The organism is Nocardioides fonticola, assembly GCF_039536805.1.
GTDB lineage: Bacteria > Actinomycetota > Actinomycetes > Propionibacteriales > Nocardioidaceae > Nocardioides > Nocardioides fonticola.
In genome coordinates this window covers 129,089-146,794 of the sequence record NZ_BAAAZH010000017.1, presented here as the reverse complement: position 1 = coordinate 146,794, position 17,706 = coordinate 129,089, and the positions used below count along the sequence as shown (strand labels likewise).

13 protein-coding genes are annotated in these 17,706 nt (G+C 73.7%); 6 read left to right on the top strand and 7 right to left on the bottom strand.

The genetic code is table 11. The annotated features are described in order from the left end of the window. Positions 1 to 105: 105 nt before the first annotated feature. Genes ABD671_RS12955 through ABD671_RS12945 form a run of 3 tightly spaced genes read right to left on the bottom strand, consistent with a single transcriptional unit; the run spans position 106 to position 3,615 of the window. Positions 106 to 1,581 (bottom strand): carboxyl transferase domain-containing protein, encoded by a 1,476-nt coding sequence (locus ABD671_RS12955; RefSeq protein WP_344733808.1) that lies wholly within the window; start codon positions 1,579 to 1,581, stop codon positions 106 to 108. 28 nt (positions 1,582 to 1,609) lie between these two features. After that, positions 1,610 to 3,031, bottom strand: coding sequence for a M1 family metallopeptidase (locus ABD671_RS12950; protein ID WP_344733807.1), 1,422 nt, complete (start codon positions 3,029 to 3,031; stop codon positions 1,610 to 1,612). Continuing rightward, entirely contained in the window at positions 3,028 to 3,615 is a 588-nt protein-coding gene (locus ABD671_RS12945) for an RNA polymerase sigma factor (protein ID WP_344733806.1), read from the bottom strand. Before ABD671_RS12945 ends, ABD671_RS12950 begins: the two co-directional genes overlap by 4 nt. Before the next feature lie 43 nt (positions 3,616 to 3,658). Here ABD671_RS12945 and ABD671_RS12940 point away from each other — a divergent pair, with 43 nt between their 5' ends. Further along, positions 3,659 to 5,137: a serine/threonine-protein kinase gene (locus tag ABD671_RS12940; RefSeq protein ID WP_344733906.1), complete on the top strand. Its 1,479-nt coding sequence runs from the start codon at positions 3,659 to 3,661 to the stop codon at positions 5,135 to 5,137. 15 nt (positions 5,138 to 5,152) lie between these two features. Here ABD671_RS12940 and ABD671_RS12935 read toward each other — a convergent pair whose 3' ends face one another. Beyond that, positions 5,153 to 5,854: a hypothetical protein gene (locus tag ABD671_RS12935; RefSeq protein ID WP_344733805.1), complete on the bottom strand. Its 702-nt coding sequence runs from the start codon at positions 5,852 to 5,854 to the stop codon at positions 5,153 to 5,155. Positions 5,855 to 5,891: 37 nt separating this feature from the next. Here ABD671_RS12935 and ABD671_RS12930 point away from each other — a divergent pair, with 37 nt between their 5' ends. Next, the gene (locus tag ABD671_RS12930) at positions 5,892 to 7,412 is read left to right on the top strand and encodes an amidohydrolase (protein ID WP_344733803.1); all 1,521 of its coding nucleotides are present in this window, start codon (positions 5,892 to 5,894) and stop codon (positions 7,410 to 7,412) included. Between the two features lie 80 nt (positions 7,413 to 7,492). Here ABD671_RS12930 and ABD671_RS12925 read toward each other — a convergent pair whose 3' ends face one another. Genes ABD671_RS12925 through ABD671_RS12915 form a run of 3 tightly spaced genes read right to left on the bottom strand, consistent with a single transcriptional unit; the run spans position 7,493 to position 10,638 of the window. After that, positions 7,493 to 8,461 carry an SGNH/GDSL hydrolase family protein gene (locus ABD671_RS12925; protein ID WP_344733802.1) on the bottom strand — a complete coding sequence of 323 codons (969 nt, stop codon included), beginning with the start codon at positions 8,459 to 8,461 and terminating at the stop codon, positions 7,493 to 7,495. A gap of 10 nt (positions 8,462 to 8,471) precedes the next feature. Continuing rightward, entirely contained in the window at positions 8,472 to 9,422 is a 951-nt protein-coding gene (locus tag ABD671_RS12920; RefSeq protein WP_344733801.1) for an SGNH/GDSL hydrolase family protein, read from the bottom strand. 43 nt (positions 9,423 to 9,465) lie between these two features. Beyond that, positions 9,466 to 10,638 carry a PucR family transcriptional regulator gene (locus ABD671_RS12915; protein ID WP_344733800.1) on the bottom strand — a complete coding sequence of 391 codons (1,173 nt, stop codon included), beginning with the start codon at positions 10,636 to 10,638 and terminating at the stop codon, positions 9,466 to 9,468. Positions 10,639 to 10,731: 93 nt separating this feature from the next. On the opposite strand from ABD671_RS12915, the gene ABD671_RS12910 reads away from it, so the two are divergent. From ABD671_RS12910 to ABD671_RS12895, 4 genes are all read left to right on the top strand, one after another. Continuing rightward, positions 10,732 to 11,835, top strand: coding sequence for a ferredoxin reductase (locus ABD671_RS12910; protein WP_344733799.1), 1,104 nt, complete (start codon positions 10,732 to 10,734; stop codon positions 11,833 to 11,835). 41 nt (positions 11,836 to 11,876) lie between these two features. Beyond that, positions 11,877 to 13,121: a fatty acid desaturase family protein gene (locus ABD671_RS12905; RefSeq protein WP_344733798.1), complete on the top strand. Its 1,245-nt coding sequence runs from the start codon at positions 11,877 to 11,879 to the stop codon at positions 13,119 to 13,121. A 154-nt stretch (positions 13,122 to 13,275) separates the two neighbouring features. Further along, the gene (locus ABD671_RS12900; protein WP_344733797.1) at positions 13,276 to 14,484 is read left to right on the top strand and encodes a hypothetical protein; all 1,209 of its coding nucleotides are present in this window, start codon (positions 13,276 to 13,278) and stop codon (positions 14,482 to 14,484) included. 120 nt (positions 14,485 to 14,604) lie between these two features. Beyond that, positions 14,605 to 17,667: a lamin tail domain-containing protein gene (locus tag ABD671_RS12895; RefSeq protein ID WP_344733796.1), complete on the top strand. Its 3,063-nt coding sequence runs from the start codon at positions 14,605 to 14,607 to the stop codon at positions 17,665 to 17,667. The last annotated feature ends 39 nt before the right edge of the window (positions 17,668 to 17,706 follow it).

Genomic DNA, 17,706 nt, shown 5'->3' with positions numbered 1-17,706 from the left:
GGCCGGTCGGGGCCGATTGGTCAGGTGAGTCTGTCGGTGGGCGTACGAAACTTCAGCTGACCAACGACAGAGTCACCGGGCGGCCGGTGACTCAGACGACCACCCTCACCCGTACCGCCGCGCCCGATCCGTCGGCGTGCCCGGCCCCGAGGCGATGAGTCCGGCGAGTTCGTGGGCCAGGACGGCGCCGACGCGGCGGCAGAAGGCCTCGGGCTCGACGGCGGCGTCGGGCTCCTCGGGGACGATGCGGTCGACGATGCCCAGCGCGTGGAGGTCGAAGGCGCGCACGCGTTGGGCGCGGGCCATCTCGGGGGCGTGGTCGAGGTCGCGGTGCACGATCGCGCTGGCACCCTCGGGCGGCAGCGGGGAGAGCCAGGCGTGCTGGGCGGCGACCACCCGGTCGGCGGGCAGCAGGGCGAGCGCACCGCCGCCGTTGCCCTCGCCGAGCATGAGGCTCAGCGTGGGCGCGTCGAGGGTCACCAGGTCGGCCAGGCAGCGGGCGATCTCGCCGGCCAGGCCGCCGTTCTCCGCGGTCACCGACAGGGCCGCGCCCTGGGTGTCGATCACGGTCAGCAGCGGCAGTCGCAGCTCGGAGGCCAGCCGCATGCCGCGCCGTGCCTCGCGCAGCGCGCCCGGGCCGAGCGGATGGTTGTCGGCCTGGCCGCGGCGGTCCTGGCCGAGGAACACGCACGGGACGTCGCCGAAGCGCACCAGCGCGATGAGGAGCCCGGGCTCGGTCTCGCCCTGTCCGGTGCCGTTGAGCGGGACGACGTCGGAGGCGGCGTACTTCAGCAGCCGCCGCACACCGGGGCGCTCGGGATCGCGGGAGCGGGTGACCGCCTCCCACGTGTCGACCTCCACCGGCGGCGCCTCGCCTGGGTCGGGGACGCCGGCCAGCGCGGCCGGGTCGGGACGCATGATGCGCATCGCGCGGTCGATGATGTCGGCGAGGTCGGCCGGCGCGACGACGGCGTCGATGATGCCGCGGGCGTAGAGGTTCTCCGAGGTCTGCACGTCCTCGGGGAACTCCCGGCCGTAGAGCGCCGCGTAGACCCGCGGGCCCAGGAAGCCCACCAGTGCTCCGGGTTCGGCCACGGTGATGTGCCCGAGCGAGCCCCACGAGGCCATGACGCCGCCGGTCGTCGGATTGCGCAGGTAGACCAGGTAGGGCAGTCCGGCGAGCTTGTGGGCCATGACCGCCTCGGAGATGCGCACCATCTGCACGAACGCGGGCGTGCCCTCCTGCATGCGGGTGCCGCCGCTCACCGGCGCGGCCAGCAGCGGCAGCCCGGACGCCGTCGCCCGCTCGATCGCCGCGACCAGCCGGTCGGCGGTGGCCCGTCCGATGGAGCCGGCGAGGAAGGAGAACTCGCCGACGACGACGGCCACGCGGCGTCCGCGGACCCGCCCCTCGCCGGTCAGCACCGCCTCGTCGACCCCGCTGCGCTCGCGCGCGGCGAGCAGGTCGGCGGCGTACTGCTCGCTGATCGGCCCGTAGGCGGGCGGGACGTCCCAGGACTCCCAGGAGCCCTCGTCGAGGACGAGTCCGATCAGCTGGTGGGCGGTGAGTCGCTCGGCCATGAGCGGAGGTTAGTGCGACGCGGCGTCGTCAGCTCCCGGCCGGCGAGCGCGTGGACAGCAGCCAGCGACGGAAGAAGTCGCTGAGGTCATGCCCCGACTGCTCGCTCCACCAGGCGGTGATGCTGGCGTAGTCGCCGTTGCCGTAGGCCTGCGAGCGCGGCCACTCCCGCACCAGGCGCCAGAACAGGGGCGAGCCGAGACGCTCGCGCAGGCGTGCCCACATGAGCGCCGCGCAGTAGTAGACGTTGCTGCTGCCGAAGTGCCGACGGTCGAAGGCGGCCGGGGCGCCGGACTCGGCCCGCAGCTGTCCGTCGTAGGACGCCCAGTCGCGCAGCGTGCGCTTCGTCGAGGTGCCGCCGGGCTGGGTGCTCGACCACACCGCCTGCAGGTAGGTCGCCATGCCCTCGTTCATCCAGACGTCGGACCACACGCTCGGCGTCATCAGGTCGCCGTACCACTGGTGGGAGAACTCGTGGAGGATCACATCGGGGCTGGTCGCGTACGGGGTGTCGCCGATGGTGACCATCGTCTGGGTCTCCATCGCGCTGGTGGACCCCGTGACCGTCAGGATGCCCAGCGAGTCGAACGGGTAGGGCCCGAGGCGCCGCTCGAGCCAGGCGAGCGCCTCGCCGGCCTTCGCGTAGGTGCGGGTCAGGCGGCCGATGTCGCCGGCGAGCGCCCAGATGTCGATGCGCGGCACGGTGTCGGTGCCGGGCACGGTGCGGTGCCGGTAGGGGCCGATCGCGATCGTGGTCAGGTAGGACGCCGTCGGCGACCCCAGGTGCCAGTGCGTGGTGACGCGGCCGTCGCCACCGGTCTCGGTGCCGGTGAGGACGCCGCCCGAGACGCCCTTCCAGCCCGCGGGCGCGGTGATCGAGATGTCGTAGGTGGCCTTGTCGGCCGGCTGGTCGTCGACGGCGTACCAGGTGAAGGCGCCGTAGGGCTCCTGCATCGCCCAGACCCGGCCGGTGCGGGTGGTGTGGAAGCCGACGGTCTCGACGTCGGAGCGCACCGAGGGGGCCTTCACGGGCTGGGGCGGGCCGTCGTAGTCGATGGTCACGGTGTGGGTGGCGTCGGCCACCACGGGTTGCTCCACGATCAGGTCGTGGTCGGGGCGACGGAAGTCGACGGCGACGCCGTCGACCTCGACCGCGGTGACCGTCATCGATGCGCCGAGGTCGAGGGTGAAGGTGTCGGCGCTCTGCGCGGCCCGGAAGGTGAGCGTCTCGTGGCCGACGAGCCGGCGCTGCGCGCGCCGCCACGTGAGGTCGAGGTCGTAGTGCAGGGCGTCGACCACCGGCGACCCGACGCGCGGGTAGTAGGGGTCCCGGCGCGGCGTGCTGAGGGACGTCGCGGGGTCGGGGTCGGCGCTGACGGCGGCGCCGTCCGCGACCAGCGGTAGGGCGAGGACGCCGGCGCACGCCCCGAGCGCGGCCCGGCGGGCGATCACGCGTCGTCCCCGGCGGCGAGCATCGGGCGGGTGAGACGGCGTCCGTGGTGGATCTGCGCCTTCACCGTGCCGAGCGGGGCGCCGACGAGGTCGGCGATCTCGTCGTAGGGCAGGCCGTAGACGTCGCGCAGCAGCAGCGGCTCGACGAACTGCGGGTGCTCGCGCTCGAGGGTCTCCATCGCCTCCAGCAGGTCGAGCCGGGTGCCGGCGATGACGCTGGTGGTGCGCGGGTCGGGGCGCTCGAGCACCCCGTAGCTCTGCGGGTCGGCCGGGATGGCCTGGTTCTTCATGCGGCGGTAGGTCGAGCGGGCGCTGTTGACCGCGACGACGTGCATCCAGGTGGTGAACCGGCCCCGACCGCCCCAGGTGCCGATCTTGTTGGCGATGTTGATCAACGCCTCCTGGCAGGCGTCCTCGGCGTCGGGGGTGTAGGGGAGGACACCCCGACAGACGTTGAGCGCGCGGGGGCGGATCGCGCCGAGGAGCTCCTCGAGCGCCCCGCTGTCGCCGTCCTGGGCGCGGCGCGCGAGGTCGTCGATCTCGTCGGGGGTCAGGGCCTGGTTCTCGCCACCGAAGGACGTCATGCGTTTCTCCTTACCCGCTCTGAAACATAATGCTCGCGTGTCCATGCCTCAGCGACTCGGTCGCTACGCCGTCCGCCGCCGGATCGGCGCGGGCGGATTCGCGACGGTCTGGCTGGCGTATGACGACCATCTGGACTCTCCGGTTGCGGTCAAAGTGCTCGCCGACAACTGGACCGAAGACTCCCACGTGCGGCGCCGGTTCATCGAGGAGGGCCGCTACCTGCGGCGGGTGGAGTCGCCCCACGTCGTGAGCGTCTACGACGCCGGCGAGCTCGACGACGGCCGGCCCTACCTCGTGATGTCGTATGCCGACCAGGGCACGCTCGCCGACCGGCTCGAGACCGAGGGCCTGACGCCGGGGCAGGCGCTGGAGGTGATCCGCCAGGTCGGCATGGGTCTCCAGGCGTTGCACGACCTCGACATCCTGCACCGCGACATCAAGCCGGCGAACGTCCTCTTCCGCACCCGCAAGGGCACCGTGCAGGCGATGGTGGGCGACCTCGGTCTGGGCAAGGCCCTCGACATGTCCTCGCGGCTGACGATGATCGCCGGGACGCCGTCCTACGTCGCCCCCGAGCAGGCCCGCGCGCAGAGCCCCGACGCCCGTGCCGACCAGTACTCCCTCGCCGCGCTCTCCTACCTCCTGCTCACCGGCCGCCCGCCCTACGCGCACGCCTCGCTCCAGCAGGCCGCCCACCCCGACCCGCCGCCGCCGGTCTCCACCCCCGACCGGGTCTTCCCCGACGCCGTCGAGCAGGTGCTGGTGCGGGGGCTCGCCGTCGACCGCGAGGAGCGCTTCCCCGACGTCACGGCCTTCGTCGACGCGCTCGACGAGGCGCTCGGTCGCCCGGCGCCGCTCGCGCCGGGCAAGCCCTGGCTGCCGATCGACCCGGAGCTCACCCAGCCGGGCAAGCGGCCCTCTCCGCAGCCGGTCGCGGCCGCCGACCTCGACGCCGCCGCCACCACCCTGCCGCGCCCGCGGCGCCGGGTGCTGCGCGCCGTCGTGGCGGTCGCGGCGTCCCTCGTCGTGCTGGGCGGCACGACCGCCGGCGGCTACGCGCTGCAGCGCTCCCGGTTGAGCCCGACGGTCACGGTCACCGACGCCTCCGGCGCGTTGAGCGTCGCCGTCCCGCGCGGCTGGGACGCCGCCGTGGCGCGCGGGCCGTGGGGCGGCCCGACCCGGCCGGACGCCGACGGCGACCTGCCGGCGCTGTCGGTCGGCACCTCGGCCGCGTGGGCCGAGGCCGGCCAGGGCGTGTTCCTGGGGCTCTTCTCCGGCACGGCCCTGCCTCAGCTGATGCCGGGTCACCCCGAGTGCGACACCACCGAGCCGGAGGTGCGGGTCGAGCAGCCGGGGACGCCGTCCTCGACCACGGTCGTGCACACCGGCTGCCCCGACGGGGTGACCGTCGAGCGGGTCGTGCGGCTCGGTGCCGACACGCTGCTGTGGGTGCAGGTGCGGGCCACCGACGCCGACACCGCCGAGCAGGTGCTCGACACCGTCTCGGCGCGCACGCTCTGAGAGGGCAGGCCGGGGTCAGCCGGACGAGTCGGCCTGCTGCTCGGCGGCCGCCGCGGCGGCGTCCAACGCGGAGTCGGTGACGTTCTCGAGCAGGTTGGTCATGCCGTCGCGGTCGACCTCGCGGCCGACCACCGCGATCGTGGCGTAGGCGACGCCCGGCTCGCGGTCGGAGTCGATGAACCGTTCGATGGTGACGCGCAGGTGCTTGTCGGAGACGTAGGTGGCCTGGAAGGTGTCGGCCGAGCGGTAGTCGAGGGTGAAGTTCGCGACCCCGGTGGCCTTCTTGAGGTTGGCGATGCGCTGGTCGAGGGCCGCGTCGATGGACTGGTGCAGGTTGCCGACCAGGCGGATGCGCATGAAGTAGGTGTTGTAGGTGGCCGGGTTGGTCGGGGTCGGCACGCCGGGCGGCGGGTACCAGCCCCACTCGCCGAAGGACTTCAGGCTGCGCTGCCACCCCTCGGGCACCGCCACGCTGAGCGCGAACGGACCGCTGCCGAGCTTCGTGCGCTTGAGCGGCAGGTTGCGGGCCAGCGCCGGGAAGTCGTTGTCGGGCTCGACGACGACCGGCTTGTCGCGCGGGTAGGCCGGCCCGGAGGCCGGCACCGGGCTCAGGTCGGCGGCGACGGGGTCGCTCTCGCGCAGATCGCCGACCCCCCAGCCGATGCCCAGGCCGAGGAGTGCGAGGACGGCCAGACCGGCCACGGAGCGCACACCCATGGGGAGAACCTAGCCAACCGGGCTTTACCTTGAGCGCATGCCCATCGCGATCCGCCGGTGTCGACCCGTCGACCTCCTCACCTCGGAGCCCGGTGCGGCCGCCTCCGAGCCGCCGCTGGTCGACGTCGTCCTGGACGACGCCGGGGTCGTGTCCGTCGTCCCGGCGGGCACCGCGCAGCCGCCCGCCGGCGCCGCGGTGACGGAGGTGATCGACGCCGACGGACGCTGGCTGATCCCCGGCCTGTGGGACCAGCACGTACACCTCGCCCAGTGGACGCTCAGCTCGGGCCGCCTCGATCTCGCCGACGTCACCGGCCCCGAGCAGGCGGTGCGCCGCGTGGCCGACCGGCTCGCCGTCGAGCCGGGTGTGCCGGTCGTCGGCTGGGGCCACCGCTCGGCGGGCTGGTCGCGCGAGCCCACGGTCGCCGAGCTCGACGCCGTCAGCGGCGACACCCCGGTGGTGCTCATCTCCGGCGACGCCCACCACGCCTGGCTCAACACCCCCGCGCTGCTGCACCTCGCGCTGCCCGTGCGCGACACCGTCGTCCGGGAGGCGGAGTGGTTCGCCGCCTACGGCCGACTCTCCACCCTCGTCGGCGATGACGGCACCTCGCCGGCCGCCTACCGGCGCACCCTGGAGGCCGCCGCCGCCCGCGGCGTCGTCGGCCTGGTCGACTTCGAGTTCAGCGGCGGCGCCGAGGAGTGGTGCGAGCGGTGGGCCGCCGGTGCCGACCTGCTGCGAGTGCGGATGGCTGTCTACGCCGACGGGCTGGACGCCGTGATCGCCGCCGGACGCCGCACCGGCGATCCGCTCGGCGGCGACCCGCGGCTGACGATGGGGCCCCTGAAGATCATCAGCGACGGATCGCTCAACACCCGCACGGCCTGGTGCTGCGCCCCCTACGCCGATGCGCCCACCGCCCCGCCCGGCATGCCCAACCTCGACGCCGCCGAGCTCCAGCGCCTGCTCGCCACGGCCCACGGGCACGGCCTCGAGGTCGCCACCCACGCGATCGGCGACGCCGCGGCCGCCGCGGCCCTGGAGGCCTACGCCGTGACCGGTGCCCGGGGTTCGATCGAGCACGCGCAGCTCATCCGGCACGAGGACGTCGTGCGGATGGCGGCCCTGGGGCTGCGGGCCAGCGTGCAGCCCGCCCACCTGCTCGACGACCGCGATCTGGCCGAGCGGGTCTGGCCCGACCGCACCGATCGCTGCTTCGCGTTCCGCTCGATGCTGGAGGCCGGGGTCGAGCTGGTGCTCGGCTCCGACGCGCCGGTCGCGGTGCTCGACCCGTGGGTGGCGATCGCCGCGGCGGTGCACCGCTCGGCCGACGACCGGCCCGCCTGGCATCCCGAGCAGGCGATCACGCCCCGCGAGGCACTGCTCGCCTCCCTCGACGGACGCCGCGAGTTGGCGGTCGGCGGGCCGGGCGACGTCGTCCTGCTCGACGCCGACCCGCTGCCCGCCGGCGACCCGCGCGACCAGGCGGCGGCCCTGCGGGCCATGCCGGTCGCGCTCACGACCGTGGCCGGCCGGGTGGTGCACCGGGAGCTGTGAGGCGGTGCCGGTGGGCGGTGGGGTCGCCGGGTCTCGCGGCCCTCGCCCGGGGGCTCGGGCACCGCGACCGCCGGTCGGCGTCAGCCCTTCGCGGAACCGATCGCCGCGATGACCGCCTGCGCCGCCGCCTTCTGCTCGGCGGCGAAGGGGTGGAACGGGATGGCGTCGTTCGGCCGCTGCTGGGCGCCGTTGATCCAGGGGTCGTCGGCGCAGATGTCATGGCCGGCGGTAGCCGCCCAGACGTCGGCGAAGCCGACCTTCGCCTTCGCCGCGGCCGCGCGGACGGCGTCGTCGAGCTGCTGGTTGACCCGGCGCGCGAACGGGTAGTCGCCGGCGGCGATCGGCAGCAGCGTCAGGCAGGTGCCCGTCGCCGGCACGATCTGCGGGTAGCCCACCGCGACGACCTCGGCCTTCGGTGCGCGGTCCTTCACGCCCAGGAACGCGGCGGTGAGGCGCTCGCGGATGCCGGCGATGGTCTTCTGGAGCTTCTTCTCGCCGAGATCGGTGCACGGGGTGCCCTCGGTGTCGGTGCGGGCCGCGGCGATGCACCCGCCGATGAGGGTGCCGAAGAGGTTGAGGTCGTTGCCGCCCATCCCGATCGTCACCAGGTCGACGTCGTTCGACAGGGCATCGAACTGGGCGGGGTGCAGGACGCCGTCGGGGGTGCGCTGGACGCCGACCAGCGAGGTGGAGTCGGCGCCCGAGCAGCTGACGTCGGTGAGCGCCGAGCCGGTGAAGTGCGAGGCCACCAGGTGCGGGTAGTTGTTGCTGGAGCGCTGGCACCCGTCGTCGGGGTCCTGGGTCGGGACGCCGGGGGCGGCCGTGTAGGAGTCGCCGAGCGCGACGTAGGTGGGGAAGCGGCCGGTGCCGACGGTCGGGCTGGGCGAGGGCGAGGTCGAGCCGTCGTCGGCCGAGGCGGACGGCGACGTCGGCGCGCTGGCGCCCTCGTCGGAGGAACAGCCGGCGAGCGTGCCGGTGACCAGCAGGACCGCGCTGAGGACGGCGGCCGGGAGGGCGCGCCCGCGACGGGTGGCGGCGGTGTGGAGCATGGCGCTGACGCTACGGGGTGGTGGGTGAGGGGCTGGCGGCGGGCGTCGCGGTGACGCCCAGCTCCTCGAGGATCAGCCCGGCCACGACCTGCTGCTCCTGCAGGCGCGGGTGGTAGCCCCAGCTGCCGTCGGGACCGTCGTCCTGGCCGTTGACCCACGGGTCGTCGCTGCAGATGTCGTGTCCGCGGGTGGCGGCGGCGGCATCGATGAAGGTGTCGCCGGCGGCCTTCGCGGCGGCGGCGAGGGCGTCGTTGATCAGGCCCGTGAGCTCGTGGAAGTAGGCGACGTCGCCGGCGGCCAGCGGCAGCCGGCGCGGGCAGACCCCGCGGGCCGGGGCGACCTCGGGGTAGCCGACCACGAACACGCGGGCCTGCGGGGCGAGGTCGTGGATGCGCGCCAGGGCGGTGGTCATCGCGGCGCGCACCCCGCGGGCCGCGATCACGAGCCGGTCGCCGGCGTCGGTCTGCTGGGCCTCGCGGCACGGGGCGCCGGTGGGGTCGGAGGCGCGCAGCTCGGGACAGTTCGTGACGAGCGTGGAGAAGATGCCGCCCTCGTTGCCGCCCATGCCGATGGTGACGAGGTCGGTGGAGTCGTCGAGGGCGTCGAGCTGCGCCGGCACGCTCGCGGCGCCGCGCAGCGTGGTCTCGGTGAGGGAGGAGATCGGCGCCCCGGCGCACGACTGGTCGTCGAGGCGCACGGCCTGCGGGGTGTCGGCGAGCGCGGCGGTGATCTGCTGGGCGTAGTTGCGGGTCGAGCGGGAGCAGGTGGTCTCGGCGAGCGGCGTGATGCCGACGGCGGCCACGTAGGAGTCGCCGAGGGCCACGTAGGTGCGCTCCGGGCCGTCGGACTCCTCGCCGCCGCACGCGGTGAGGGCGCTCAGGAGCACGGCGGTGACCGCGGTGGCCAGGACGGCGGTACGCGGTGCGCTCACGCCCCGGGGGCGGCGGGTCCTGGCCGTCATGGGGGAGACGGTAGCGGGCACGGCTCTCAGCCTGGGTCCAGGCTCAGCTCCGGGCGAGGGCCAAGGTGAGGGCGAGCACGGTGTCGGGATCCTCCAGGCGGTCGCCGAACCGGTCGCGCAGCTGGCCCATGCGGTAGCGCACGGTCTGGGGGTGCACGAACAGCGCGGCGGCGACCTCCTCGCGGCGTCCGTGGTGCAGCAGCCAGGCGCGCAGGGTCTCGACGAGCTTCTCGACGGTCGCGGGTCGCAGATCGGCCAGCGGCGCGAGCACCCGCGCGCGCAGGTCGTCGACCAGCTCGGGGTCGGCGGCGAGCAGCAGCGGCACGAGGTGGTCGTCGGTGTCGCCGGTCAGGCCGAGGGCCAGGGCCCGCAGCGCGCGGTCGTAGGAGACCCGGCACGAACGCCACGGCTTCGGGGGGCCCAGGGTGCACCCGCGACCCCGGGTGGCCTGCTGGACGACGCCCCGGCGCCGCTCGTGCACGTCGGGCACGAGCAGCAGGGCCAGGTCGTCGAGCTCGGGCCGGTCGACGGCGATGGTCTCGGCGGGCAGGCCGCCGAGCACCGGGCGCACCTGGGCACGCGGCACCAGGACGGCGGTCAGCGTGGTCGGCGTCGGCCAGTCGGCGCGCTCGGCGGCCTCGGTGAGGGTCTCGGACGGCGCCCCCGCGAGCAGATGGTCGGCCAACCGCTCGAGGCGCTGCTGGCGCACCCGGCCGGTGTCGGCGAGCTCGTCGGCGTGCCCGGCGACGCTGGCCGCGGAGAGCTCGTCGATGAAGGCGAAGACCAGCTCGGCGAACTCGACCAGGGCGGTGCCGTCGATGCCGTGGCGCACCGCCACCGTCGACAGCTCGCGCCAGGAGAGCCGGGCTCCGATGCGGTAGGCGGCGAGGATGGCGTCGGTCGTGCGTCCGCTGCGGGCCTCGCCGCGCCCGAGTTGGTAGGCGCCCTCGACCGCGGTGGCGGTCGGGGTGGAGAGGTCGACGCCGCGGCGTCCGCTCGCGAGGGAGACGAAGCCGCCGAGCGCCACCTGCACCGCGGTGCGGATCGTCTCGCCCATGGGCCCGCTGAAGGCGTCGGCGTAGCTGGGGACGCCCTCGATGATCGCCCGGACGACGTCGTCGGCCACCCGGGGCAGCTCGGCGCGGATCTCGGCGGCCAGCGCGGGCGAGAAGGACACGCCGGGACGGGCCTCCCCGGAGAGATAGCGGCGAGCCATCGGCGCTCCTTTGTTCGCAGAGGATGAAAGCGCGGTGTCGATTCACGTCGACAGCACAGGAATCTACTCCACTCGATCAGCGACGCTAGGGGCATGCCGACGGTGAGTGAGGCCCTGATGCGGGTGGCGGAGGCGGCGGTCACGCCGCTCATGCCCGCCGACGTGCTCGACCTGTTCGACCCGCTGCGCAAGGGCGCCGACCTGCGGGCCCGCGTGGTCGCCGTCCAGCCCGAGACCGCCGACGCCGCCACGCTGCTGCTCAAGCCCGGCAAGGACTGGCGCGGCCACGTGCCCGGCCAGTTCCTGCGCCTGGGCGTCGACGTCGACGGCGTGCGGCACTGGCGCGCCTACTCGCTCACCCACGGCCCGCGCCGCGACGGCCTCATCTCGGTGACGGTCAAGGCGGTGCCCGACGGCGTCGTCTCGCCCTACCTCGTGCACGGTCTGCGCCCCGGCGCCCTGGTGCACCTGGAGCAGGCCGACGGCGAGTTCGTGCTCCCGCCCGAGGGCGGCAAGCACCTCTTCGTCACCGCCGGCTCGGGCATCACCCCGGTCATCGGCATGCTGCGCAACCTCTTCCCGGCCACCGACGCCGGCGTCCTGCGTCCCGGTCGCAGCGCCGAGCACGACATCGTCGTCCTCCACCTCGCGCCGAGCCGGCCCGAGACGATCTTCGCCCGCGACCTCGCCGCGCTCGCCGAGGCCGGAGCCGTCCGGCTGATCAGCCACTACGACGACGAGCACGGCCTCTTCGACCTCGCCCGGCTCACCGAGCTCGTGCCCGACCTCGCCGAGCGCGGCACCTTCGCCTGCGGCCCGGCCGGACTGCTCGACGCCCTCGAGACCCACCACGAGGCCCTCGGCCTGCCGCTGACCACCGAGCGCTTCCGCGCCTCGTTCGTCGGCGTCGACGCCGGCGAGGGCGGCGAGGTCGTCTTCGACCGCTCCGGCGTCAGCATCGAGGCCGACGGCGCCACCAGCCTGCTCGACGCCGGCGAGGCCGCCGGCGTCCTCATGCCGAGCGGGTGCCGCATGGGCATCTGCTTCGGCTGCGTCGTCCCGCTGCGCGAGGGCGCCGTGCGCGACCTGCGCAACGGCGCCGTCACCGTCGCCACCCCGGGTGAGACCGCCGCCGGCGGCGTCCCGATCCAGACCTGCATCTCCGCGGCCGCCGGTCGCTGCGAGATCGACCTCTGACCCGTCCCGCACCGTCCCGACCAGCCAGACGAGGGAAACCGATGACCGTCATCACCAAGAAGCCCGTCAACCCGATCGCCCACCTGACGCCGGAGGACATCGAGCAGATCGGCATCGAGCTCGACGCCATCCGCCAGGACGTCCTGGACTCCCGGGGCGCCTCGGACGCCGCCTACATCCGCCGCATCGTCGACACCCAGCGCCGTCTCGAGCTCGCCAGCCGCGCCGTCCTGCTCGGCAGCGTCTTCCCGCCCGCGTGGATCCTCGGCACGGTCGGCCTCTCAGTCGCCAAGATCCTGGAGAACATGGAGATCGGGCACAACGTCATGCACGGCCAGTGGGACTGGATGCGCGACCCGAAGATCCACTCGACCACCTGGGAGTGGGACAACGCCTCGACCGCCGAGGGCTGGAAGCACAGCCACAACGAGGTGCACCACACGTACACGAACATCGTCGGCAAGGACAACGACCTCGGCTACGGCATCATGCGCGTCGACGAGGACCAGCGCTGGCACCCGATGTACCTCGGCCAGCCGCTGTGGAACTTCATCAACGCCTGCTTCTTCGAGTACGGCATCGCCGCCTACGACCTCGAGCTCGGCCGCAACCTGCGGGTGCCCAAGGACAAGCGCAGCGAGGAGTTCAAGCGCCGCGCCTCGGCCACGCTCGCCAAGATCCGCAAGCAGGCCACGAAGGACTACGTCGTCCACCCGCTGCTGGCAGCGCCCTTCGGTGCCGCCCTGCCGACCCTGGTCGCCAACTTCACCGCCAACCTGGTGCGCAACCTGTGGTCGCACTCGGTGATCATGTGCGGCCACTTCCCCGAGGGTGTCGAGACCTTCGAGCGCAAGGCGATCCCCGCGAACGAGACCCGCGGCGAGTGGTACGTGCGCCAGATGCTCGGCTCGGCCAACATCTCCGGCTCGAAGCTGATGCACCTCATGACCGGCAACCTCTCCCACCAGATCGAGCACCACCTCTTCCCCGACCTGCCGAGCAACCGCTACGCCGAGGTCGCCCCGAAGGTGCAGGCGCTCTTCGAGAAGTACGACCTCAGCTACCACCAGGCGCCGCTGCCGCAGCAGGTCTACTCGGCCTGGCACCGCGTCGTCCGGCTCTCGCTGCCCAACGGCTGGCTGGAGACCACCACGGTCACGAACGCGCCCCAGCAGCTGAAGCTCCTCTACGCGATGAGCACGAAGGGCCCGAAGGTGCGTCGTGCCGCCCAGGCCCGGCTCGAGCAGACGGCGCGGCGTCGGCGGGCGGAGGCTGCGGCGGCCTGACGGCTGCAGGTTTCCCCGGTCGGCCGGGGAAACCTGATGTTGATGGGCGAAGCTTCGCCCCACAACATCAGGTTTCGCCCCCCATGTCGGGTGGACGACGCCGTCGCGTCCCAGCCCGGCCGGTGCGTTTCGGCCGATCTGGTGGAATGACGCCATGGCCCCCACCAGTCCCGAGCGCCCGCGTCAGGTCACCGCCGTCGCGTGGACCATCGTGGTCGCCTCCGTGCTCGTGGTGTTCACCGTCTTCGAGTACGTCTCCGGGTTGCGGTCGCTGGAGTCGCGCGAGCGGATCGCCGAGGTGCTGGCCGAGCCGCCGGGCTCCGACCTCGGGGTCTCGGTGTCGACCGCGATCGAGGCGCTGCGGGTGCTGGCCTTCGTGGCCGCCGCGTGCGCCACCGCCTCGGCGGTGCTGGGCTACCAGGTGCTCCAGCGCTCGCAGAGCGCGCGCCTGACCCTCTCGATCCTGGCCGTGCCCCTCTTCTTCGCCGGCATGCCCTCGGCCGGGCTGCTCGCCGCGGTGGTGGTGGCCGCCGTCCTGATGCTCTGGCTCCAGCCGGCCCGCGACTGGTACGCCGGCCGGGTCGCCGCCCCGGCGGTACGGACGCCGCGCCCGCCCGCCCCGCCGATCGGACGGCAGGAGCCCCCCGCCTACCCGCCCGCGTACCCGCCGGCCCAGCCGCCGGTGCAGGGACCCGCGCAGCCGCCCGTCCAGCCGCCCGTCCAGCCGCCCGTCCAGGCGCCCGCCTCCGGCCCTGCCGGTGCGTTCCCGCCGGTCGCCCTCCCGCCGACCGACGCCGGTCCCTCGCCCTACCCGGGCACCTTCGGCCAGGCCGCGCCCCCGGCCACGCCCGCGGCCCCCGCCCACCAGTACCAGCCGTACCAGCCGCAGCCCGGCGCCCCGGCCAACCCGTACCAGCCCCTTGCATCCGATCGTCGGCCGAGCTCAGTGGTGTGGGCGTGCGTGCTGACCTGGGTCTTCTCCTCGATGACCGCCGGCATGATGCTCGTGCTCGCTCTCGTGCTCGCGGTCTCGCCCGACGAGCTGCTCGACCAGGCCTACGACCAGAGCCCCCAGCTGGCCGACCTGCCCTACAGCAGGGGGGAGCTCACGGCCGGCATCCTCATCACGGCCACCGCCCTGGCCGTCTGGGCGCTGCTCGCCATCAGCCTCGCGGCCCTGGTCTTCGTCGGCTCGGGCTGGGCGCGGGTGGCGCTGATGATCTCGGCGGTGGGTGCCTCCCTGCTCATGCTGCTCGCCCTGTGGGGCGCGGTGCTGCTCGTCGTCCCGCTCGCCGCGGCGGTCACGACCACGGCCGCCCTCCAGCGGCCCGAGTCGCGGCTGTGGTGCACGCGGCGTCGCTGACCCGCCGACGGCGGTTGGGCCGCCGTTCATCCGCGCGACCCTCGCCGTGAGCCGAACGCGGGTCGAATGCAGCCGTCCCATCGGTCGCCGGCTCGGGCGGTTCGTCGCGAAGGCTTCTCCGTGTCCCCCTCACGTTCCCTCCCCTCCCTCCCGCGGACGGCGTCCGTCTCCCTCGCCGGACTGCTGGTCCTGGTCTCGACGCTGCTCTCGATCGTGGTCGTCCCCGCCGCCCATGCCGACGCCTCGCCGGTGCGCATCAACGAGGTCGAGTCGAGCGGTGGCACGCCCGGCGACTGGATCGAGCTGGTGAACCCCTCGAGCGCGAGCGTCGACCTGTCGGGCTACGTGCTCAAGGACAACGACGACACCCACATCTTCACGATCGCCTCCGGGACGACGATCGCCGCCGGCGCGTACGCCGCCTTCGACGTCGAGCCGACCTTCGGTCTCGGATCCAGCGACTCGGCGCGGCTGTACGACGCGACCGGCGCTTTGGTCGACTCCTACACCTGGACCGCCCACGCCGCGACCACCTACGGCCGGTGCCCCGACGGCACCGGCACCTTCCAGACCACCGTGGCCTCCACCAAGGGCGCGGCCAACAGCTGCGGCTACACCCAGGTGCGCATCAACGAGGTCGAGTCCAACGGCGGCACCCCGGGTGACTGGGTCGAGCTCTACAACCCGACCACCTCCACGGTCGACGTCTCGGGTCTGAAGTTCAAGGACAACGACGACACCCACGCGTTCTACGTGATCCCGAGCGGCACCACCATCGCCGCCAAGGGGTTCCTCGTCCTCGAGGAGGCGCAGTTCGGCTTCGGCCTCGGTACCGCCGATTCGGCCCGGCTCTTCGCGCCCGACGGCACGACGATCATCGACTCCTACTCCTGGACCGCCCACGCCGCCATCACCTACGGCCGCTGCCCCGACGGCACCGGGGCGTTCACCTCGACCGGCTCGACCAAGGGCGCGGCCAACGACTGCGGCAGCCCGGTGCGGATCAACGAGATCGAGTCCGACGGCGGGACGCCGGGGGACTGGATCGAGCTGGTCAACCCGACCACCGCCGCCGTCGACGTCTCCGGGTACGTCCTGCGGGGTGCCGCCGACACGCCGTCCGTCACCGTGCCGGCGTCGACCTCGATCCCGGCGGGCGGCTACCTCGCCGTCGATGTCGCGCCGACCCTCGATCTCGGGGCCGGCGACGCCGCGCGGCTCTTCGCCGCGAACGGGACGACGCTGATCGACTCCTACTCCTGGACGTCGCACGCCAGCACGACCTACGGTCGCTGCCCCGACAGCACCGGCTCGTTCACCACCACCCAGCGCGCCACCAAGGGCGCCCGCAACGTCTGCCCCGGCGACCTGGCGACGACGCCGTGGCCGGGCGGCGCCACGGTGGCCACCGCCGACACCCCCAACGCGATCGGCGGCGACCTGTCGGGTCTCACGGCCGAGCCGGGCGTGCTCTGGGGGGTCGTCAACGGCACCGGCTCGTTGCTGCGGATGGTGCCGGGCGCTACCGCCGGCTCCTGGGTCGTGGACTCGACCACGACGCTGAAGTACCCCGACGGCACCGGGCGCCCCGACACCGAGGGCATCTCGCCCACCGGGGTCGCCGGCCGCTTCCTCATCGCCACCGAGCGCAACAACGACGCCAACACCATCAGCCGGCCCTCGGTGCTCCAGATCTCCACCTCGACGCTCGGCGGCACCCTCAGCGCCACCCGCGAGTGGAACCTGGCCTCCTCGCTGCCGACCGTCGGGGCCAACCTCGGCCTCGAGGGCGTCGCGTGGGTGCCCGACTCCTACCTGACGGCGGCCGGCTTCGTCGACGCCTCGACCGGTGCGGCCTACGACCCGAGCCGCTACCCGAACCACGGTGGCGGCGTCGCCTTCGTGGCGCTCGAGGCCAACGGCACGGTCTACGGATACGTGCTCCAGGATGACGGCACCGCGACGAAGATCGCCACGGTCGCCAGCGGGTCGACCACCATCGCCGACGTCGTGTGGGACCCCGAGACCAGCAGCCTGTGGACCGTCTGCGACGACACCTGCAACGGCGTCACCACCCGTCAGCAGGTCGGCGCCGGCGGCAGCTTCGGCATCGTCGCGGCCTACGACCGGCCCGCGGGCATGCCGAACCTCAACAACGAGGGCTTCGCGTTGGCGCCCCAGTCGACCTGCGTCAACGGATCGAAGACGGTGTTCTGGTCCGACGACTCCAATACCGGCGGCAACGCGCTGCGCACGGGCACGATCACCTGCACCGCCCCGGTCGCCTCGAGCGTCAGCGGCACGGTGCGCGACGCGAACGGTCCGATCAGCGGCGCGTGCGTCTACCTCTACACCAGCCGCACGGCGCCGTCGGCGTCCTACGGCACCTGCACGAACGCCGACGGCACCTTCTACCTCGGCAACGTCGCGGCGGGCACCTACGAGGTCGCCGTCGCGGACCCGTCCGGGGTCTACAGCACGGCCTGGCGCGACACCCCGCTCGCCGTCAGCGGCGCGACGACCGGCGTGGCCCTCGCCCTCGCGACCAAGGCGCCGGGGCGGGTCACCGGACGCATCACCGAGGCCGACGGCACCACCGGCGTGAACTCGGTGTGCGTGTTCCTCTATCCGCACGGCGTGAGCACCGCAGCCTCCTACGCCACCTGCGCCCAGGACGACGGCACGTACGGCCTGTACGGCGTGGCCGCCGGCGACTACGACGCCGCCTTCTACGACGTGAGCGGCGTGCGCACCACCCAGTGGTCGACCGGCTCGACGGGCGGCGCGGCCACCCAGAGCGGCGCCGTCGCGATCGCGGTGGCCGGCGCGACGCCGCGGGTGGTGAACGCGGCGATGTCGGCCACCGGCATGATCAGCGGCCGCGTCACCGACCCCGAGGGCACGGGGATCGCCGGGGTCTGCGTGTACGTCTACGCCTCGGCCGCAGGCCCGGCCCGCAACGCCACCTGCACGTCCGCCGACGGCAGCTACTGGCTCGGCGGGATCGCGGCCGGCTCGTCCTACCGCGTCGCGTTCAGCGACCCGCAGGGTCGGTTCGTCACCCAGTGGTACTCGGGGACGACGTCCGGTGCCGCCGGCTACAGCAGCGCGGCCTCCGTCGGCCCGATCGGCGCCGGGGTGCTGACCACCGGGATCGGCGCCCGGATGGCACGGGTCGGCTGACCCTGCAACGACCGTTCCACCGGGGCCCGGCGATCGCTC